This window comes from Stenotrophomonas sp. 82F1 (assembly GCF_056861525.1).
Genome location: NZ_JBSPUD010000018.1, coordinates 1 through 14508, shown reverse-complemented (window position 1 = coordinate 14508; position 14508 = coordinate 1). Strand labels below are relative to the sequence as shown.

The 14508-nt window shown below is 66.5% G+C and carries 13 protein-coding genes; 7 read left to right on the top strand and 6 right to left on the bottom strand.

Annotated features, from left to right (window positions below; all coding sequences use genetic code 11):
• Window positions 1-66: 66 nt before the first annotated feature.
• Window positions 67-495, bottom strand: a complete 429-nt coding sequence (locus AC13GI_RS15985) for an Imm1 family immunity protein (protein ID WP_482996798.1) — start codon at window positions 493-495, stop codon at window positions 67-69.
• Window positions 458-3583, bottom strand: a complete 3126-nt coding sequence (locus AC13GI_RS15980; RefSeq protein ID WP_482996797.1) for a discoidin domain-containing protein — start codon at window positions 3581-3583, stop codon at window positions 458-460. Before AC13GI_RS15980 ends, AC13GI_RS15985 begins: the two co-directional genes overlap by 38 nt.
• A 582-nt stretch (window positions 3584-4165) precedes the next feature.
• Between AC13GI_RS15980 and AC13GI_RS15975 the strand changes: the two genes are divergently transcribed.
• Window positions 4166-4666, top strand: coding sequence for a helix-turn-helix transcriptional regulator (locus tag AC13GI_RS15975; protein ID WP_482996845.1), 501 nt, complete (start codon window positions 4166-4168; stop codon window positions 4664-4666).
• A 21-nt stretch (window positions 4667-4687) separates the two neighbouring features.
• On the opposite strand, the gene AC13GI_RS15970 is transcribed toward AC13GI_RS15975, so the two are convergent.
• On the bottom strand, window positions 4688-5764 hold the full coding sequence (locus AC13GI_RS15970; protein WP_099821305.1) for an MBL fold metallo-hydrolase: 1077 nt from the start codon (window positions 5762-5764) through the stop codon (window positions 4688-4690).
• Between the two features lie 103 nt (window positions 5765-5867).
• Between AC13GI_RS15970 and AC13GI_RS15965 the strand changes: the two genes are divergently transcribed.
• Entirely contained in the window at window positions 5868-6479 is a 612-nt protein-coding gene (locus tag AC13GI_RS15965) for a TetR/AcrR family transcriptional regulator (RefSeq protein WP_099821306.1), read from the top strand.
• 16 nt (window positions 6480-6495) lie between these two features.
• On the opposite strand, the gene AC13GI_RS15960 is transcribed toward AC13GI_RS15965, so the two are convergent.
• On the bottom strand, window positions 6496-7128 hold the full coding sequence (locus AC13GI_RS15960) for a TetR/AcrR family transcriptional regulator (RefSeq protein ID WP_482996796.1): 633 nt from the start codon (window positions 7126-7128) through the stop codon (window positions 6496-6498).
• 103 nt (window positions 7129-7231) lie between these two features.
• Between AC13GI_RS15960 and AC13GI_RS15955 the strand changes: the two genes are divergently transcribed.
• On the top strand, window positions 7232-7891 hold the full coding sequence (locus AC13GI_RS15955; protein WP_482996795.1) for an O-methyltransferase: 660 nt from the start codon (window positions 7232-7234) through the stop codon (window positions 7889-7891).
• Between the two features lie 7 nt (window positions 7892-7898).
• On the opposite strand, the gene AC13GI_RS15950 is transcribed toward AC13GI_RS15955, so the two are convergent.
• Window positions 7899-9839 (bottom strand): EAL domain-containing protein, encoded by a 1941-nt coding sequence (locus AC13GI_RS15950; protein ID WP_482996844.1) that lies wholly within the window; start codon window positions 9837-9839, stop codon window positions 7899-7901.
• 99 nt (window positions 9840-9938) lie between these two features.
• Window positions 9939-10655 carry an SDR family NAD(P)-dependent oxidoreductase gene (locus AC13GI_RS15945; RefSeq protein ID WP_482996794.1) on the bottom strand — a complete coding sequence of 239 codons (717 nt, stop codon included), beginning with the start codon at window positions 10653-10655 and terminating at the stop codon, window positions 9939-9941.
• Window positions 10656-10756: 101 nt separating this feature from the next.
• Between AC13GI_RS15945 and AC13GI_RS15940 the strand changes: the two genes are divergently transcribed.
• The 4 genes from AC13GI_RS15940 (at window position 10757) to AC13GI_RS15925 (ending at window position 14406) form a co-directional block, all read left to right on the top strand.
• Window positions 10757-11530 carry an APH(3')-II family aminoglycoside O-phosphotransferase gene (locus AC13GI_RS15940; RefSeq protein WP_482996843.1) on the top strand — a complete coding sequence of 258 codons (774 nt, stop codon included), beginning with the start codon at window positions 10757-10759 and terminating at the stop codon, window positions 11528-11530.
• 147 nt (window positions 11531-11677) lie between these two features.
• Window positions 11678-12268, top strand: coding sequence for a TetR/AcrR family transcriptional regulator (locus AC13GI_RS15935; protein WP_482996793.1), 591 nt, complete (start codon window positions 11678-11680; stop codon window positions 12266-12268).
• Window positions 12265-13299 (top strand): DUF418 domain-containing protein, encoded by a 1035-nt coding sequence (locus AC13GI_RS15930; RefSeq protein WP_482996792.1) that lies wholly within the window; start codon window positions 12265-12267, stop codon window positions 13297-13299. The genes AC13GI_RS15935 and AC13GI_RS15930 overlap by 4 nt, the downstream gene beginning before the upstream one ends.
• Window positions 13300-13398: 99 nt before the next feature.
• On the top strand, window positions 13399-14406 hold the full coding sequence (locus AC13GI_RS15925; RefSeq protein WP_482996791.1) for a phosphotransferase: 1008 nt from the start codon (window positions 13399-13401) through the stop codon (window positions 14404-14406).
• The last annotated feature ends 102 nt before the right edge of the window (window positions 14407-14508 follow it).

Genomic DNA, 14508 nt, shown 5'->3' with positions numbered 1-14508 from the left:
ACCAACGGTTGGCACCCACCGGAATGCCAGGCGGGGCACGCCGCCCAAGGTCGGCCTCTACCGGAGTCAGGACTGCCAATCGATGTGTTGCGGGCGGGCGCCTCGATTGCCGTGGAAGAAGCGGATCGCAGCGAAGCACGCCTCGATGTCGATGCACCATGCCAGCGGATAGCCATCCACCTGACCGTTGTCGAGCCGGAAATAGGCGTTGCCGGCGCGGTGTTCGTTTCCACAGGAATGGAAGCCGTCGTCGCCGGGCTCGCGCAGGTACATCAGCCACGCGTGCTCCGCATTGCGCAGCATGCACAGCGATGGGCCGTCGGGCACCGATGCCCACAGCTCGAGTTGGGGCATGGATGCGGCCAGCGCCAGTGCACTGGCCAGCTGTTGGTCAGTGGCGGCGGCAACCGGGCCGCCATTGAGTAGAAGTTCGATCACTTCGGTTCCTGCATTGGCGTCACTGCCAGCGTGCCTCAAGCATACGGAACGGGCCATCGAGCAGCACCCCGTCCTTGTCGAAAATCTGTACCGATCGCCCGTCGACGCGCACGTCCTTCGGCAGGGTGCGGCTCGGCCACCACACACGTACCGGCGTGCCCTTGCGCAGTCCCTTGCCGAGCGAGACGGTCAAGAGGCCATCGCCCTGGCGCGCCTGCAGCTGCAACGTGCCATAGGCAGTGGGCAGGCGGTCCACGGCCAGTCCTTCACCGGCCACCCAGGAAGGCGGCGTACCCGGCAGCAGCGACAGCGCATCATCGTCCTCGCGCATCAGCATGCCGAACAGGGTGCGGCCGTATTCGGCGCCGATCCAGGTGTGCGGCATGTCGCCGAGGTAGCGCGGGAAACGCAGCCGCGAATGCACGACCTCGGCAAGCACCTGCCATTCCAGCGGCCTGCGATCGTGCAGCAGGCCCTGCAGCAGTTCGTCGGCCGCTTCAGGCTGGCCCAGGTGCACGTAGCTCAGCACGTTGCGGATTTCATACGGTGTGTAGGCATACAGCGCACCGGGCTGGTTGCGCTTGCGCACATCGTCCAGGTAACGGGCGAAGGTGGTGCGCAGGGCCTCGGCGGGCAGCACGCTCTGTGCGCCGGTCGGGTCCAGTGCGATCGACACACCGGTCGGGTCGCCATCGCCGAGGTCGGCCGACGAGGGAATGAAGTCGATGCCCTTCCATGCCATCGTTGCGCGGATCGAGGCATGCAGGGCGTCATACAACGCCTTGTACTGTTCGCGTGCCCACTTCGCGGTTTCGTGGTCGCCCAGTGATTCGGCCAGCCACGCACCGTCATGCCAGCCCTTCAGGCCCCAGTAGTCGTCCCAGTAGCTGTGGGTGGGCGAGGGGTAGCCCTCGTGGCTGATCGAAGGCGCAAGAATGCCGGCGAAGCGCTCCGGTGCGGGCTGGTCGGCCATATAGCCCGGCACCAGCGTGCGTTCGCGCAGTTCCTGCAGGAAGCGCAGTGCGGCCTTCACCTTGGGCAGATAGGTACGCACGCTTTCCGGCCCGCCATCCAGCCGTGCAACGTCGGCCACCAGGGTGACGTACTGGCCTTGGCTGTCGTACTCGATGTCCGAGCCGAAGCCGGTATTGACGCTGCCATCGTCGTTGAGGATCGGCGACACCAGGCCGTTGCCGTGCACGCCGTGTTCGCTGTACCAGGCCAGGTAGTCGCGTGCCACCTTGGCTTCGCCCATGCGCAGCAGCACGGCCGAGGTGGCCATGCCATCGCGGATGAAGGAGCGGTTGTAGTTGCGTGGGCCGGGCTGCATCGCCGGGCCGGTCTGGTTGATCAGCATGTACGCGGCCTGCGCGCGCAGCATGTCCACCAGCGACGGGTCGGGCAGGCGCAGGCCGACCTGGCCCAGGCGTGCCTGCCAATCGGCGGAGGCGCGGCTGGCCAGCGTGTCGAAGGCCTTGTCGCCATCGCGCGGCAGCGAGGCGAGGTCGAGGGCCGCTGCCTGCGGCAGCACGCCATTGGCATCGGCGGTGGCGGTACCGAGCGGGAAGGCCACCACCACCGCATCGCTGGCACCGGGTGCCAGGCGGACGCGATAGCTCAACGCCGCCGCTGCCAGCCCTGCGGCATCGCTTGCCTGTTGTGCGGCAGGCAGTTGCCCGCTGGCGATGGCCGAGGTGATCTCGGTGTCGCCTTCGTTGCCGAAGGGCGCGGCGCCGGCGGCATCCACCGCAGTGAGTGACTGCAGCAGGGTACGGCCATTGACGCGCACGGCGTTGCCTGCAACGGCCACTTCGCGGATCGGCGACAGCCCGCCGTTCTGCCACGGCGGGTTCATCTGCATCGGTCGCACCGCGAGGGTCAGCGTGCCTTCGACGGCCGTGCTGCCGGTGTTGCGCAGGCGATGGCGCACGAAGGTGACCGGTTGCCCATCGCGCTCGATGGCGAAGGCCTCGCTGTGCAGTTCCAGCCCCGGTTGCGGTGACCAGGTGGCCGATGGCATCGGCTTCCAGCCATCGCGAAGCGCGTGCTGCACCGGTTGTTCGGCGGCACCCGCCGCGCGGCCATCGGCATTGCGCCAGATCGGCTGCACCAGCGGTGCGCCCTTGTAGGCCTCGATGTTGCCGTATTCGTCGAAGATCGATTTCTGCCGGCCCGCATGCACGCCGACTGCGGTCCAGTAGGTCTGCTGCATGTGCAACGAGGCAGGGAACAACGCGCGCTGCGCGCCACTGGCGGCGATCTGGTAGCGCTTCATCGGCGTCATCACCGCCTTCGGGCCGAGCAGGCGGATGCGTTTGACCTGGGGGGCATCGCCTTCCACGGTCAACCGCAGTGCCTGCAGGTCGAGTGGCGCGTCGGCCGCCAGCCAGCTCTGCTGCCGGGTCGCCGCCTGCGCATCGCGCGCCAGTTCGTGCCAGCGGCCTTGCGCATCCTGTGCCTGCAGGCGTGCAGCGCCATGCACGTTGGCCCAGTCCACCGCCAGCCCGGTGCTGGGCTGTGCACGGGGCAGGGTGATGTCGAGCGTATGGATGCCGCCCTTGCCAGCGGGGATGGCCACCGAGCCGCCACCCTGCCACAGCGCCGCGGACTGGGCGGCATCCAGCCCGGTCACGCGTGCAGTGAGCGCGGCATCGAGCGGTTCCATTTCGAAGATGGAGACGCCCCAGTCGGAGGTGCGCTGCGGGCTGGCCAGGCGCAGATAGCGGGCCTGGCGCGGTGCGAAATACAGGGTCTCGATGCCGCCCAGCGAATCGCCCATGACATAGGCGGTCTGCCACTGCTTGCCATCGAGCGAGGTCTGCAGTGAATAGCCTTCGGGGTTGGAGACATCCCAGGTGAGACGGGCACCGGCCAGCATCGCCGGTTTGCCGAGATCGATCTGGAACCAGTGGCCGGGACTGAACGCTCCACCGGTCACCGTCTTCGGATCGTTGTCGATCAGGTGGCGGATCGCCATCGCCGGAACCTGCTGCGATGACGCGCTGGCCTGCCATTGCGCGCGCGGTGGCAGGTTCTTTGCGGTGGCGGTGGCGGTGGCGGCCAGTGAGAGGCCGAGCAGCAGGGCCGCGGCAAGGCGCCGGTTCGGCAGGCGGGGAGCGGTCCAGCGGTCAGCGCACAACGTCATTGCGAAGGCCTCACATCAGCAGGGCCCGGGAACGGGCGGGCCTACGCTAGCAAGGGATGTAACCGGTTACATGACGCGTCGCAATATTTCTCGGATGCGTTCCGGCCCGAGGTTTCATGAATGCGCACAGATCCGTTCGCGCAACCAGTGATGTGCCGGATCGCGATGCACGCTGCGTGTACGCCCTGACGGGGATGGCTCTGGAACCCGGGCGGAGAGGCTGTAGGGTCGAAGCGACCAAGCCCACCCATTATAGGTTGTCACTTGACAACCTGTGCAATCACATCCAGAGTTCGAGGGAAAGGAATGCCCCGTTCGCGCCATCCAGACAAAGACATTGAAGCGGCTCTCCGTTTCGCCGAATCGCGTGGATGGAGGCTGCGGATCGGCGGCAGTCATGCCTGGGAACGAATGTACTGTCCCTACAACGACAAGGACTGCCGATGTGGCGAATTCTGTGTGGTGAGCATATGGAGCACGCCCCGGAATGCCTTGAACCATGCGCGAGCCTTGTGTCGCGCTGTCGAGAACTGCAGCCGTGAGCGATGACGCACCCGGCATCCTCCCAAGGACACGTCGATGATGGAATTCACCTTCATTCTCAAATATCGTCTGCCGGATTCAGGTACCGACGCTGGCTCGCTTGAGCAACGCCTTGCCGATGCCGGCTGTGATGATGCGCTGCTGGGCATTGGCAGGCCGGGCAGGTTGGCGGTTGAATTCTGCCGCCAGGCGGCCAGTGCGCGGGAGGCCGTGCTTTCCGCGCTGGCAGACGTCCAGCGTGCCGTACCCGATGCAGAGCTGATCGAAGTCAGTCCCGATCTGGTAGGGCTGACGGACGTTGCTGATCTGCTGGGCATGTCACGGCAGAACATGCGCAAGTTGCTGCTCGCGCACCCGCAGACGTTTCCGGCACCGGTGCACGAGGGCAGCGCGTCGATCTGGCACCTGGCCGATATTCTTTCGTGGATGCAGGCGCGCGGCAGCCAGAAGGTCAGCAGCGAGCTGGCGGAGCTCGCTGCTGCGGCGCTTCAGATCAATGTGGCGAAGGAGCAGGAGCGGCTGATTAGCCATCCCGGCTGAGGGTCGCTGCGCGACAGGCCGTTACAGTTCCACCCGTTCCCACCAGCGCGTTCCCGCGGTCGGTGCCTGCATGTCCAATACCTCGCCCATCATCGGCGTGGCCACCGGCACGTTCTTTGCCGCAGCCAATGCGCTGATGCGTTCGAACGGCTGCTGCCACTCGTGCAGGGCCAGGTCGAAGGTGCCGTTGTGGATCGGCAGCAGCCACTTGCCGCGCAGGTCCAGGTGCGCCTGCAGGGTCTGTTCGGGCTGCATGTGCACGAACGCCCAGCGCTGATCGTAGGCGCCGGTTTCGATCATCGTCAGGTCGAACGGACCGTACTTCTCGCCGATGGCCTTGAAGCCATCGAAGTAGCCGGTGTCGCCGCTGAAGAAGATGCGGAAGTCGCCGTCCTGGATCACCCACGAGGCCCACAGGCTGCGATCGCTGTCACCCAGACCGCGGCCGGAAAAATGCTGGCCGGGCGTGGCGGTCAGGCGCAGGCCAGCGGCTTCGGTGGACTGCCACCAGTCCAGTTGTTCAACCTTGGCCGCATCCACGCCCCAGGCAATCAGCTGATCGCCCACACCCAGCGGCGCGATGAAGCGCGCGGTCTTGCCGGCCAGCTTCATCACGGCCGCGTGGTCGAGGTGGTCGTAGTGATTATGCGAGAGGATGACGCCGGCAATCGGCGGCAGTTCGTCGATGCTGATCGGCGGTGCATGGAAGCGCGCCGGGCCCATCCATTGCACCGGTGAGGCGCGTTCGGAGAACACCGGATCGGTCAGCCAGTACTGGCCGCGCAGCTTCAGCAGGATCGTCGAATGGCCCAGGCGGAACAGGCTGCGGTCAGGTGCCGCGTCCAGCGTGGCGCGGTCCAGCGCCTGCACCGGAATGGGGTGGTTGGGCACGGTGCCCTTGGGCTTGTTGAACAGGAAGGTCCACCAGATCTCCAGGCCGTCGCGCAGGCCCATCGCCGGCTTCGGCAGGGCGTTGCGGAACTTGCCTTCGCGGTACTGCGGCGAATCGGGGAAGTCGGGGAGGGACCAGGATTTGCAGAAGGTATAAGCGGTCACGGCGAGGATTCCGAGCAGGAGGACAAGGAGCAGGCGCTTCATGGGTGACGTCCGCAGGGTACACTGCACAGTGTAGTTTCCAGATTTCGGAAAGTACACTGCCGGGTGTAAAATAGGGGAATCCGTTCAGCTGTCTGGTCCCGCCATGTCCCGTGCCCCGCAACGCCTTACCGACCGCAAACGCGAGGCCATCGTCCGCGCGGCGGTGGAGGAGTTCCGTTCGGCCGGCTACGAGGCGACCAGCATGGATCGCATCGCGGCGGTGGCGGGTGTCTCCAAGCGCACCGTCTACAACCACTTCCCCAGCAAAGAAGAACTGTTCGCGCTGATCCTGGAAGAGCTGTGGCACAGCAGCGTGGCCAGCGTCGAGTTGCCTTACCGCGCCGACCAGCCGCTGGAGGTGCAGCTGCTGCAGCTGCTGCGGCAGAAACTGGACCTGCTGGGTGATGCCAACTTCATCGATCTGGCGCGGGTGGCGATGGCCGAGATCATCCATTCGCCCGAGCGTGCGCAGGCGATCGTCTGCCGCATGGGCGAGAAGGAGAGTGGCGTCAGCGCGTGGATCCGTGCGGCGATTGCCGATGGGCGGCTGCGCGAGGTCGATCCGGAATTTGCCGGCCATCAGCTGCAGGGGCTGGTGAAGAGCTTCGCGTTCTGGCCGCAGGTGACGATGGGCCAGGCGCCGCTGGCACCGGCCGAACGCACGCGCGTTGCGGAGTCGGCGGTGGCGATGTTCCTGGGCTTCTACGCGGTGTAAATCCGGGACTGCGAGATCAGTGCGCGCCCAGATGCCGGAGGTAGGCGCAGAACATGTCGGCCACCGCATCGGCATAGCTGCGTATCTGCGCTGCGGTGCGCGGTTCACTGGAAAATTCGCGGCCGGTGGCACCCAGCGTGGTGTCGATCAGATCAACTGCCAGCTGCCGTGTGGCCGCCGGGGCCTGCGGCAGCACCTCGGCGATGAACGCGAGCATCGCATCGTCGGTTTCGCTGCGCGCTTCCTGTGCTTCCGGCGCATCGCGGTACAGCGGCGCCGCATCGTTCAGTGCGCCGCGGGTCTGCGCTTCTTCGCATTCGGATTCGATGAACGCATGCACCAGCGTGCGCAGGCGCTGCAGGTGCTGTTGCCGCGCGTCCTGCAGGATGTCGCGCAGCATCGCGCCGGTCTGCTGCCACTCGTCGTGCTGCAGGCGGAACAGGATCGCTGCTTTGTTGGGGAAGTACTGGTACAGCGAGCCGACGCTGACGCCGGCGCGTTCGGCTACCCGCGCGGTGGTGAACCGGGGGGCACCCTCGTGCTTCAAAACCTGAGCAGCGGCTTCGAGGATGGCCGCGACCAGGTCGTTCGATCGTGACTGGCGAGGCTGTTTTCTCGAGGAAATCTGCGGGGGACGGCGTTCGGACATGGGGCTTTTCCAATGCGAATAGGCGGGACGGGGGATCGTCCGTATTCTTGATTGCGACGAATCATTCGCATTCTAACCCCGCCACCGAAAGGAACATCCGTCCATGTCCACCCTGATTTCCGCCCCGGTCGCGCCCCTGCTGGCGCGCCTGTTCACCGAAGCCGACAGCGCGCTCAGCCCGGGCCTGACCGCCGTTTCCGCCGAAGAGCGGCAGCGACTGCTCGGCAGCCGCACCGAATACCGGCGCCTGTACGGCGAGCTGCTGAAGGACCTGTGGCTGCCGGTATCGCCGCAAACCGGCAACCTGCTGTACCTGCTGGCGCGCAGCAGTGGCGCGCGCAGCATCGTCGAGTTCGGTACCTCGTTCGGCATCTCCAGCATCCATCTGGCCGCGGCGCTGCGTGACAACGGCGGTGGCCGGCTGATCACCACCGAGTTCGAGCCGGAGAAGGCGCGCCGCGCCGCCGCCCACCTGCGTGAAGCGGGCCTGGACGACCTGGTGGAGATCCGCGTGGGCGATGCGCTGGAGACGCTGACGGTGGATCTGCCCGATACGATCGACCTGGTGCTGCTCGATGGTGCCAAGGTGCTGTACGACGATGTGCTGGACCTGCTGCAGGATCGTCTGCGCCCGGGCGCGCTGGTGGTGGCCGACAATGCCGACGACAGCCCGCGCTACCAGCAGCGCATGCGCTCGGGCAGCGCCGGCTATCTGTCGCTACCGTTCGCTGAGGATGTGGAACTGTCGATGCGCCTTGCCTGAAAGGCCCTCACGCCAGCTGCCGGAACTGTTCCGGCGGCAGGGCGTGTGCATACAGATAGCCCTGGCCGACATCCACTCCCAGCGCGCGCAGCAGGTGTTCCTGTGCCGTGGTTTCGGTGCCTTCGGCGACGACGACGGCGCCGCAGCGGTGCGCCACCTCCACGATGAAGCGGACGATGGACTGCGATTTGGCATCGGATAGCGTGGCGATCAGCGCCCGCTCGATCTTGACCTCGGCCACTGACAGCTGTGACAGCAGGATCAGCGTCGAATAGCCAGCGCCGAAGTCGTCCAGTGACAGGCTCATGCCAGCGGCCAATAGAACGACGACGTTGGCGTCGACGACGTCGCGCTCGACGATCTCGGTCCACTCGACGATTTCCAGCCGCAACATCGCGCCGGGTATGCGCTGCTGCTCCAGCAAGCTGCACAGGCGCGCGCCGAAGCCGGGTTGGCGCAGCGATTCGGCGGACACGTTCACCGCGATCGTCAGCGTGTGCCCGTCATCCCTGCAGCGGCCAAGGAAGGCGGTGGCCGCCTGCAGCGTGGCCCATTCCAGTTCGGCCAGGCGACCGCGGCGGCGCAGCAGCGAAACCACCCGCATCGGCGCAATCAGGTGACCGTCGCCATCGCGCATCCGCAACAGCGCTTCGGCGCCGACCAGGTGGCGGTCATGCAGGCGGAACTTCGGCTGGTAGTACAGCGGTGCGTCGGCGTGCTGCAGCCAGTGGTCCAGTGCGGTCTCGATCAGTGCATCCACTTCGCTGTCGCGCTGGATCGGATCGTCGAAGAACACCACGCCGGAGTCGATCGTGTTCAAGGCCAGGGTGACGGCGCGGAACGGGATGGAGCTGTCGTCCTGCGTGGGTGGCTGCAACTCGACCACCGCGCAGCGGAACACCGGGCGGAAGCCCGGCCAGTCATCGCCGATCACCGTGGACAACCGGTCGGCCAGCGCAGGCAGTTCGGTATCCGCGCGGAGATCGGCAAGGCTGGCGTCCAACAGCAGGATCGCCAGCGCGCTGTCACCGAACTGATAGACCTCCATCGTGCCGGTCGGCCTTGCGTGCAGCAGGGTGCGATGCACGGCTTCGGCGTTGTGCCGATTCCACACGCCACTGTCATTCAGCGGGCCATAGCGCAGCAGCAGGTCCTGCAGGTTGCCCATCTCGGTCACGATCAGGCACGCATTGCCATGGTCTTCGCTGCTGCGCCAGTGGCGTTGCAGGCGCTCGTCGAGGGCGCGCAGGTTGGGCAGGCCGCTGACCGGATCGATGCGCATCCAGGCATGTTCGCGTTGGCGCTGGGCATCGATCTGCGCGTCGTTGTAGACCAGTGCGAATACCGCCGCCAGCACCAGCAGTGACACCGGCAGGGCAAGCAGCCGCTGGGTGGCCAGTTCCAGCAGGGGCAGCTGCGCGCTGCCGATGATCGCCACGCCCAGCGCCAGGCCAAGCAGGGTCACCGCGATGCGCACCCCCCAGGCCTGCAGGATCAGCCGTAGCGACAGGTGGGTGAGCATGCGCGGGTACATCCACCCACGCAGCCAGATGCCTGCAAGTACCTGCAGCGCCGATTCCAGGCTGACGGGCAGGAAGTACTGGGCGCCGGAGAACTGGTAGCGCGCCAGCAGGCTGGCCAGCAGGCAGGTCACGCCGCCGCGCCAGCCACCCAGCAGGCCGCTGATCAGCAGGATGTCGATGCCGAGGTTGAGCTTGACCACACCTTGCGCGTAGCCGGCCACGAACCAGGAATTGAACAGATGGATCAGGCCGAGAATCACGCCGATGTAGACGCGGCGCCCTTCGATGGCTTCACCGCGGCGGCGGGTGGCGATCAGGAACACGCCGATCATGCCGATCACTGCGGTTGCCTGCAGCAGGTACAGCGGCAGGCTGGGCAGGGCGCTGTCCAGGATCCGGGTCGAAACCCGTGATAGCGCATCCATAGCCATAGCCGGTCCTGTGTGCGGCCAACTGCCAGTAGCCGCAGGGTAAACCACGGCCGCGTCTGCGGCCAAACCGGGGATGCCAGCGTGCGCTGGGTGCTAGTAACGCGGATCGGCGATCGCAGGCAGCACCAGCTCGCGGACGAAACTGGAGGGCGACAGATGCAGCAGGGCGCGCATCATCGACACCACGTCGTGCACCGGCACGTACTCGCCATTGCCGCGCGCGGCCGCCTGCTGCAGGGGCACCGACAGTGCATCGTCGGTGTTCAGGTAGCCCAGCTGCAGCGTCGTCACGGCCAGCCGCTGCTGGCGGAAGCCTTCGCGCAGGGCGTCGGCGATGCCGTTGAGGGCGAACTTGGACGCCCCGAAGGCCACCTCGGGGCGGCCACTGCGCGGCAGCGCCGAGGTCGAGCCGGTCAACACCAGCTGCGGGCGGCGTCCGCCGAGCACGCGCGGCAGCAGCTGCTTGAGCAGCAGCAGGGTGGCGGTGATGTTGACGTCCACCAGCTGCGCCAGCGCGCTGTCACGTTCGTTGAGGAAATCGTAGTCGTCACTGAATGCGGTCTCCTCCCAGATGCCGAGATTGTGGATGAGCACATCGAGATCCGGCGGCGCCTGCGCTGCGATGCTGGCGGCCGCCCGTGCCGGCTGGCTCAGGTCTGCTTCTATCCAGTGCAGGTCGACGCCCTCGCTGCAGTCCAGCTGCGTGGGGCGTGTGCGCGACACGCCGATGACGGTATCGCCGGGCTGGCAGAGGCCTTCCACGAAGGCGCGGCCGAGGCCTTTGCTGGCGCCGATGACCATGAGTTTCATGCGATGTCCTTTGCTGTGCAGTGTCCGCTTCGGAGAGAATCCAGGCTGTGACCGGGGCCGGAGCGGTGGAGATGGAAGCAGGATCAAGCGATGGCGATGTCATGCCCTTGCCGTCGCAGTGGCGCAGCGCGCTGCGCGATGCAGAGATCGAGATGCAGTGCATCGGCGTATCGCGCGCGGATGTGGCACGGGTGCGACGTCCGGGGCTGCCGGATGCGTTCCTGAAATCGGAAGTGATCGATGCCTTCAGCGAGCTGGAGGGCGAGATCCTGCGTCTGCACTGGCTGCGGGCACAGGGACAGCCGGTGCCCACGGTGCTGGATACGGCGGAGGAGGGCGGTCGCCGCTGGCTGCTGATGAGTGCGTTGCCCGGCCATGACCTGGCATCGTCGCCGACGCTGGAGCCGGCCCAGGTGGTCGTGCTGCTGGCTGACGCGCTGCGCGCCCTGCATGCGCTGCCAGTCGCCGCGTGTCCGTTCGATCATCGCCTGGCATCGCGCTTGCCGGCGGTAGCCGCGCGCGTGGCGGCGGGGCAGGTCGATGCGGATGATTTCGACGATGAACGCCTTGGGCAGAGCGCGGAGCAGGTCTATGCCGAACTGCTGGCAACCCGTCCGGCGGATGAGGATCTGGTGGTAGCGCACGGCGATGCGTGCCTGCCGAATCTGCTGGCGGTCGACGGCCGCTTCAGCGGCTTCATCGATTGTGGCCGGCTGGGCGTGGCTGATCGTTGCCAGGACCTGGCGTTGGCCGCGCGCAGCCTGGTCCACAATTACGGCGACACCCGTTGGGTCGCACCGCTGCTGGTCCGTTATGGCATGCCCGCCGATGAAGATCGACTGGCGTTCTACCGGCTGCTGGACGAATTCTTCTAGGGGCATGCCAGATCCACAGGCGCTGCAGGGCGCGGCAGGATCGCTCCTCAACTGCGGTTGAGGTCAAGCGCGGCGGCCTGAACGGCGACTGGCCGGAGGCTTTGGCTGCCCTGTTAAATGGACGAACGTTCGTTCATTGTTTGCGGCATGAACCGAACCGACCGCAATGAGCAGCGTGCATCGCAGATCCTGCAGGCTGCCCTGCAGTGTTTTCTGGCCAAGGGCTTCCACCAGACCAGCATGCGCGACATCGCGCAGGCGGCGGGCGTCAGCCTAGGCAATCTCTACAACCACTTTCCCGGCAAGGAGGCGCTGATCCTGGCTACGGCCGAAGCCGAACAGGATGAACTGCAGCCCCTGTTGCAACGGTTGACGGACTGCAATGGCGAACGGGCGCAGGTGCAGGGATTCCTGCAGGATTTCCATGCCTTGTGTCGGCAGCCGGAATGGGCGCTGCTGAGTGTGGAAGTGCTGGCCGAGAGCGCGCGCAATCCGCCGGTGGCGGCGGCATTCGCGGGCAACCGCGCGCAGTTGCAGCGGGGGCTGGCCGAGGCCCTGCAGCAGGTCGCAAGGCGTGAGCGCCGCCGTCCTGCGCTGCCGGCGACGCTGCAGGCGCAGGTATTGCTGGATGCGATCGAAAGCGATGCGCTGCGGCAGGGGTTGGGCGAGGCGCGCGCTGCGGATGCCGACGTGCTTGATCCTGGCCTGCTGGCGGCGCTGCTCGGAGGCCGTTCGTGAGCAGTGACGATCGGCGGTTGCATGGACTGGACCTCGCGCGCTATCTCGCGCTGGCCGGCATGGTGCTGGTCAACTTCCGTCTGGCGATGGCCGTCGAGGCCGATGGTGGCGGGCTGCTTGCTGGATTTTTCCGCCTGCTGGAAGGCAAGGCCTCGGCCACCTTCGTGACCCTGGCCGGGGTGGGGTTGGTGCTGGCCACGCAGCGGCAAGCGTGGTGGCAGGCGAGCATGCAGACCTGGCGACGGGCCGTGTTCCTGGCCGTACTCGGCCTGCTCAACCTGACCGTGTTTCCCGCCGACATCCTGCACTACTACGCGGTGTACTTCGCGGTGGCGGTGCTGTGGCTGCGCGCGTCGCCCCGTGTTCTGCTGGGCAGCATGGCTGCCTTGGCGTTGGTCTCGTTCTGGGCCCTGCTGCGCTGGGACTACAGCCAGGGCTGGAACTGGCAGACGCTGGCTTACGAAGGTCTATGGCAATGGCCGGGTGCGATGCGCAACCTGTTGTTCAACGGCTTCCATCCCGTGCTGCCGTGGTTGTGCTTCTTCCTGCTGGGCATGCTGCTGGCGCGGCTGCCGCTGTCGCAGCCACGGGTGCAGCGCGCCCTGCTGTTGCTCGGTCTGTTGTTGATGGGCGCCGGCCAGGCGTTGCATCAATGGGGCCACGGCACGGTGTGGCAGCTGTGGCTGGCGACGCAGCCGATGCCGCCCGGTCCGGCGTATCTGCTGACCGGCGCAGGTGCGGCGTGTGCATTGATCGCCGCGTGCCTGTGGTTGGTGCGGCTGCATCCCGGTGATTGGCTGGAGCCGTTCACCGCAGCCGGACGGATGACGCTGAGCCTGTACGTGGCGCACATCCTGATTGGCATGGGCGTGCTGGAATCGCTCGGTCTGCTGGATGGAAGCGCCAGCCTGTCGTGGGTGTTGATGGCCGCGTTGCTGTTCGTGATGCTGGCTACCGCAGCAGCCTGGTTGTGGTCATGGCAGTTCGCGCGCGGTCCGTTGGAAGCGGTGATGCGACGCGTCGCTGGCTAGTTATTTCGTCGCAGGACACCGATGTTGTGACCCGTTAGCCTGTGCGGATGCAGGGCCATCTGCGATAGTAGGTGTCGTCACCAGAGCACGCCTGCCTCCATGTCATTCGCTTCGGCGCAGCAGATCGTAGAGGTCCTGCAGCAGTCCTACGACATCAACGCGACGGCGGTGGTGCCGCGTCCGGTGGGCGCCGACGCCAATGCGTGCGTGTTCCGCATCGACGCCCGTCATGACCACTGGTGGTTGAAGTGCCGCAACTTCCAGGTTGCGCCAGCGGTCTGGGACAGCCTGCACTGGCTGCGCGGCACATTGGGCATCGAAGAGATCGTGGCGCCCTGGCCGGCATTGGCCGGCGGTGCCTCGGTGCAGCGCTGGGGCCTGCAGTTCACGTTGTTCCCCTATATCGAAGGGCAGTCGGGCTTCGAGGCACCGCTGAGCCGTGCGCAATGGCGCCGGCTGGGCGAGGTGCTGCGGCGCCTGCATGAGGCCGGGATTCCGCCGGCGCTGCGCCAGGCATTGCCGACGCTGCGGCTTGAAACCGCGGCGGTCGATACGGTGGGTGCGTGGTTGCAGGATCCCTCGACGCTGGCGCAGGCGCAGGATCGATCCGGCAGTGCGTTCCTGGCGCTGTGGCAGCAGCAGCGGCCGCGCATCGCCGAACTTCACCAGCGTGCTGAAGCACTGCGTCGTGCGTTGCAGGACGAAGCACCCGCACTTTGTCTGTGCCACACCGATCTGCACGCCGGCAATCTGCTGATGGGGCAGGACGATGCGCTGCACCTGATCGACTGGGACGGCCTGGCGCTGGCCCCGCGCGAGCGCGACCTGATGTTTGTTGGCGCTGCGGTGGGTGGCCGCTGGGGGCGTGAGCATCCGCTGGGCTTCGCCGAGGGATATGGCGACGACCTCGGCGATCCGCGCTGGATCGCATGGTATCGGCACTGGCGCATCCTGCAGGACCTGATCGAATTCGAGCAGATGCTGCTGGGCCCCGGCGCGGCGCAGCGCTCGCTGCAGCAGCACCGGCAATCACTGCACTACCTGGGCGAGCAGTTCGCGCCGGGCAATGTATTCGATGCGGCCGAGCGCGCGTATCGGGTGCTGTAGGGGTTACGGCCGGGCTGCGCCCGGCACCTGCAGAGGCCGAAGCCGAAGCAACAGCAACTGCCGAAGCAACAGCAACCGCGGGCATTCCGTGGGAGGGCGGGG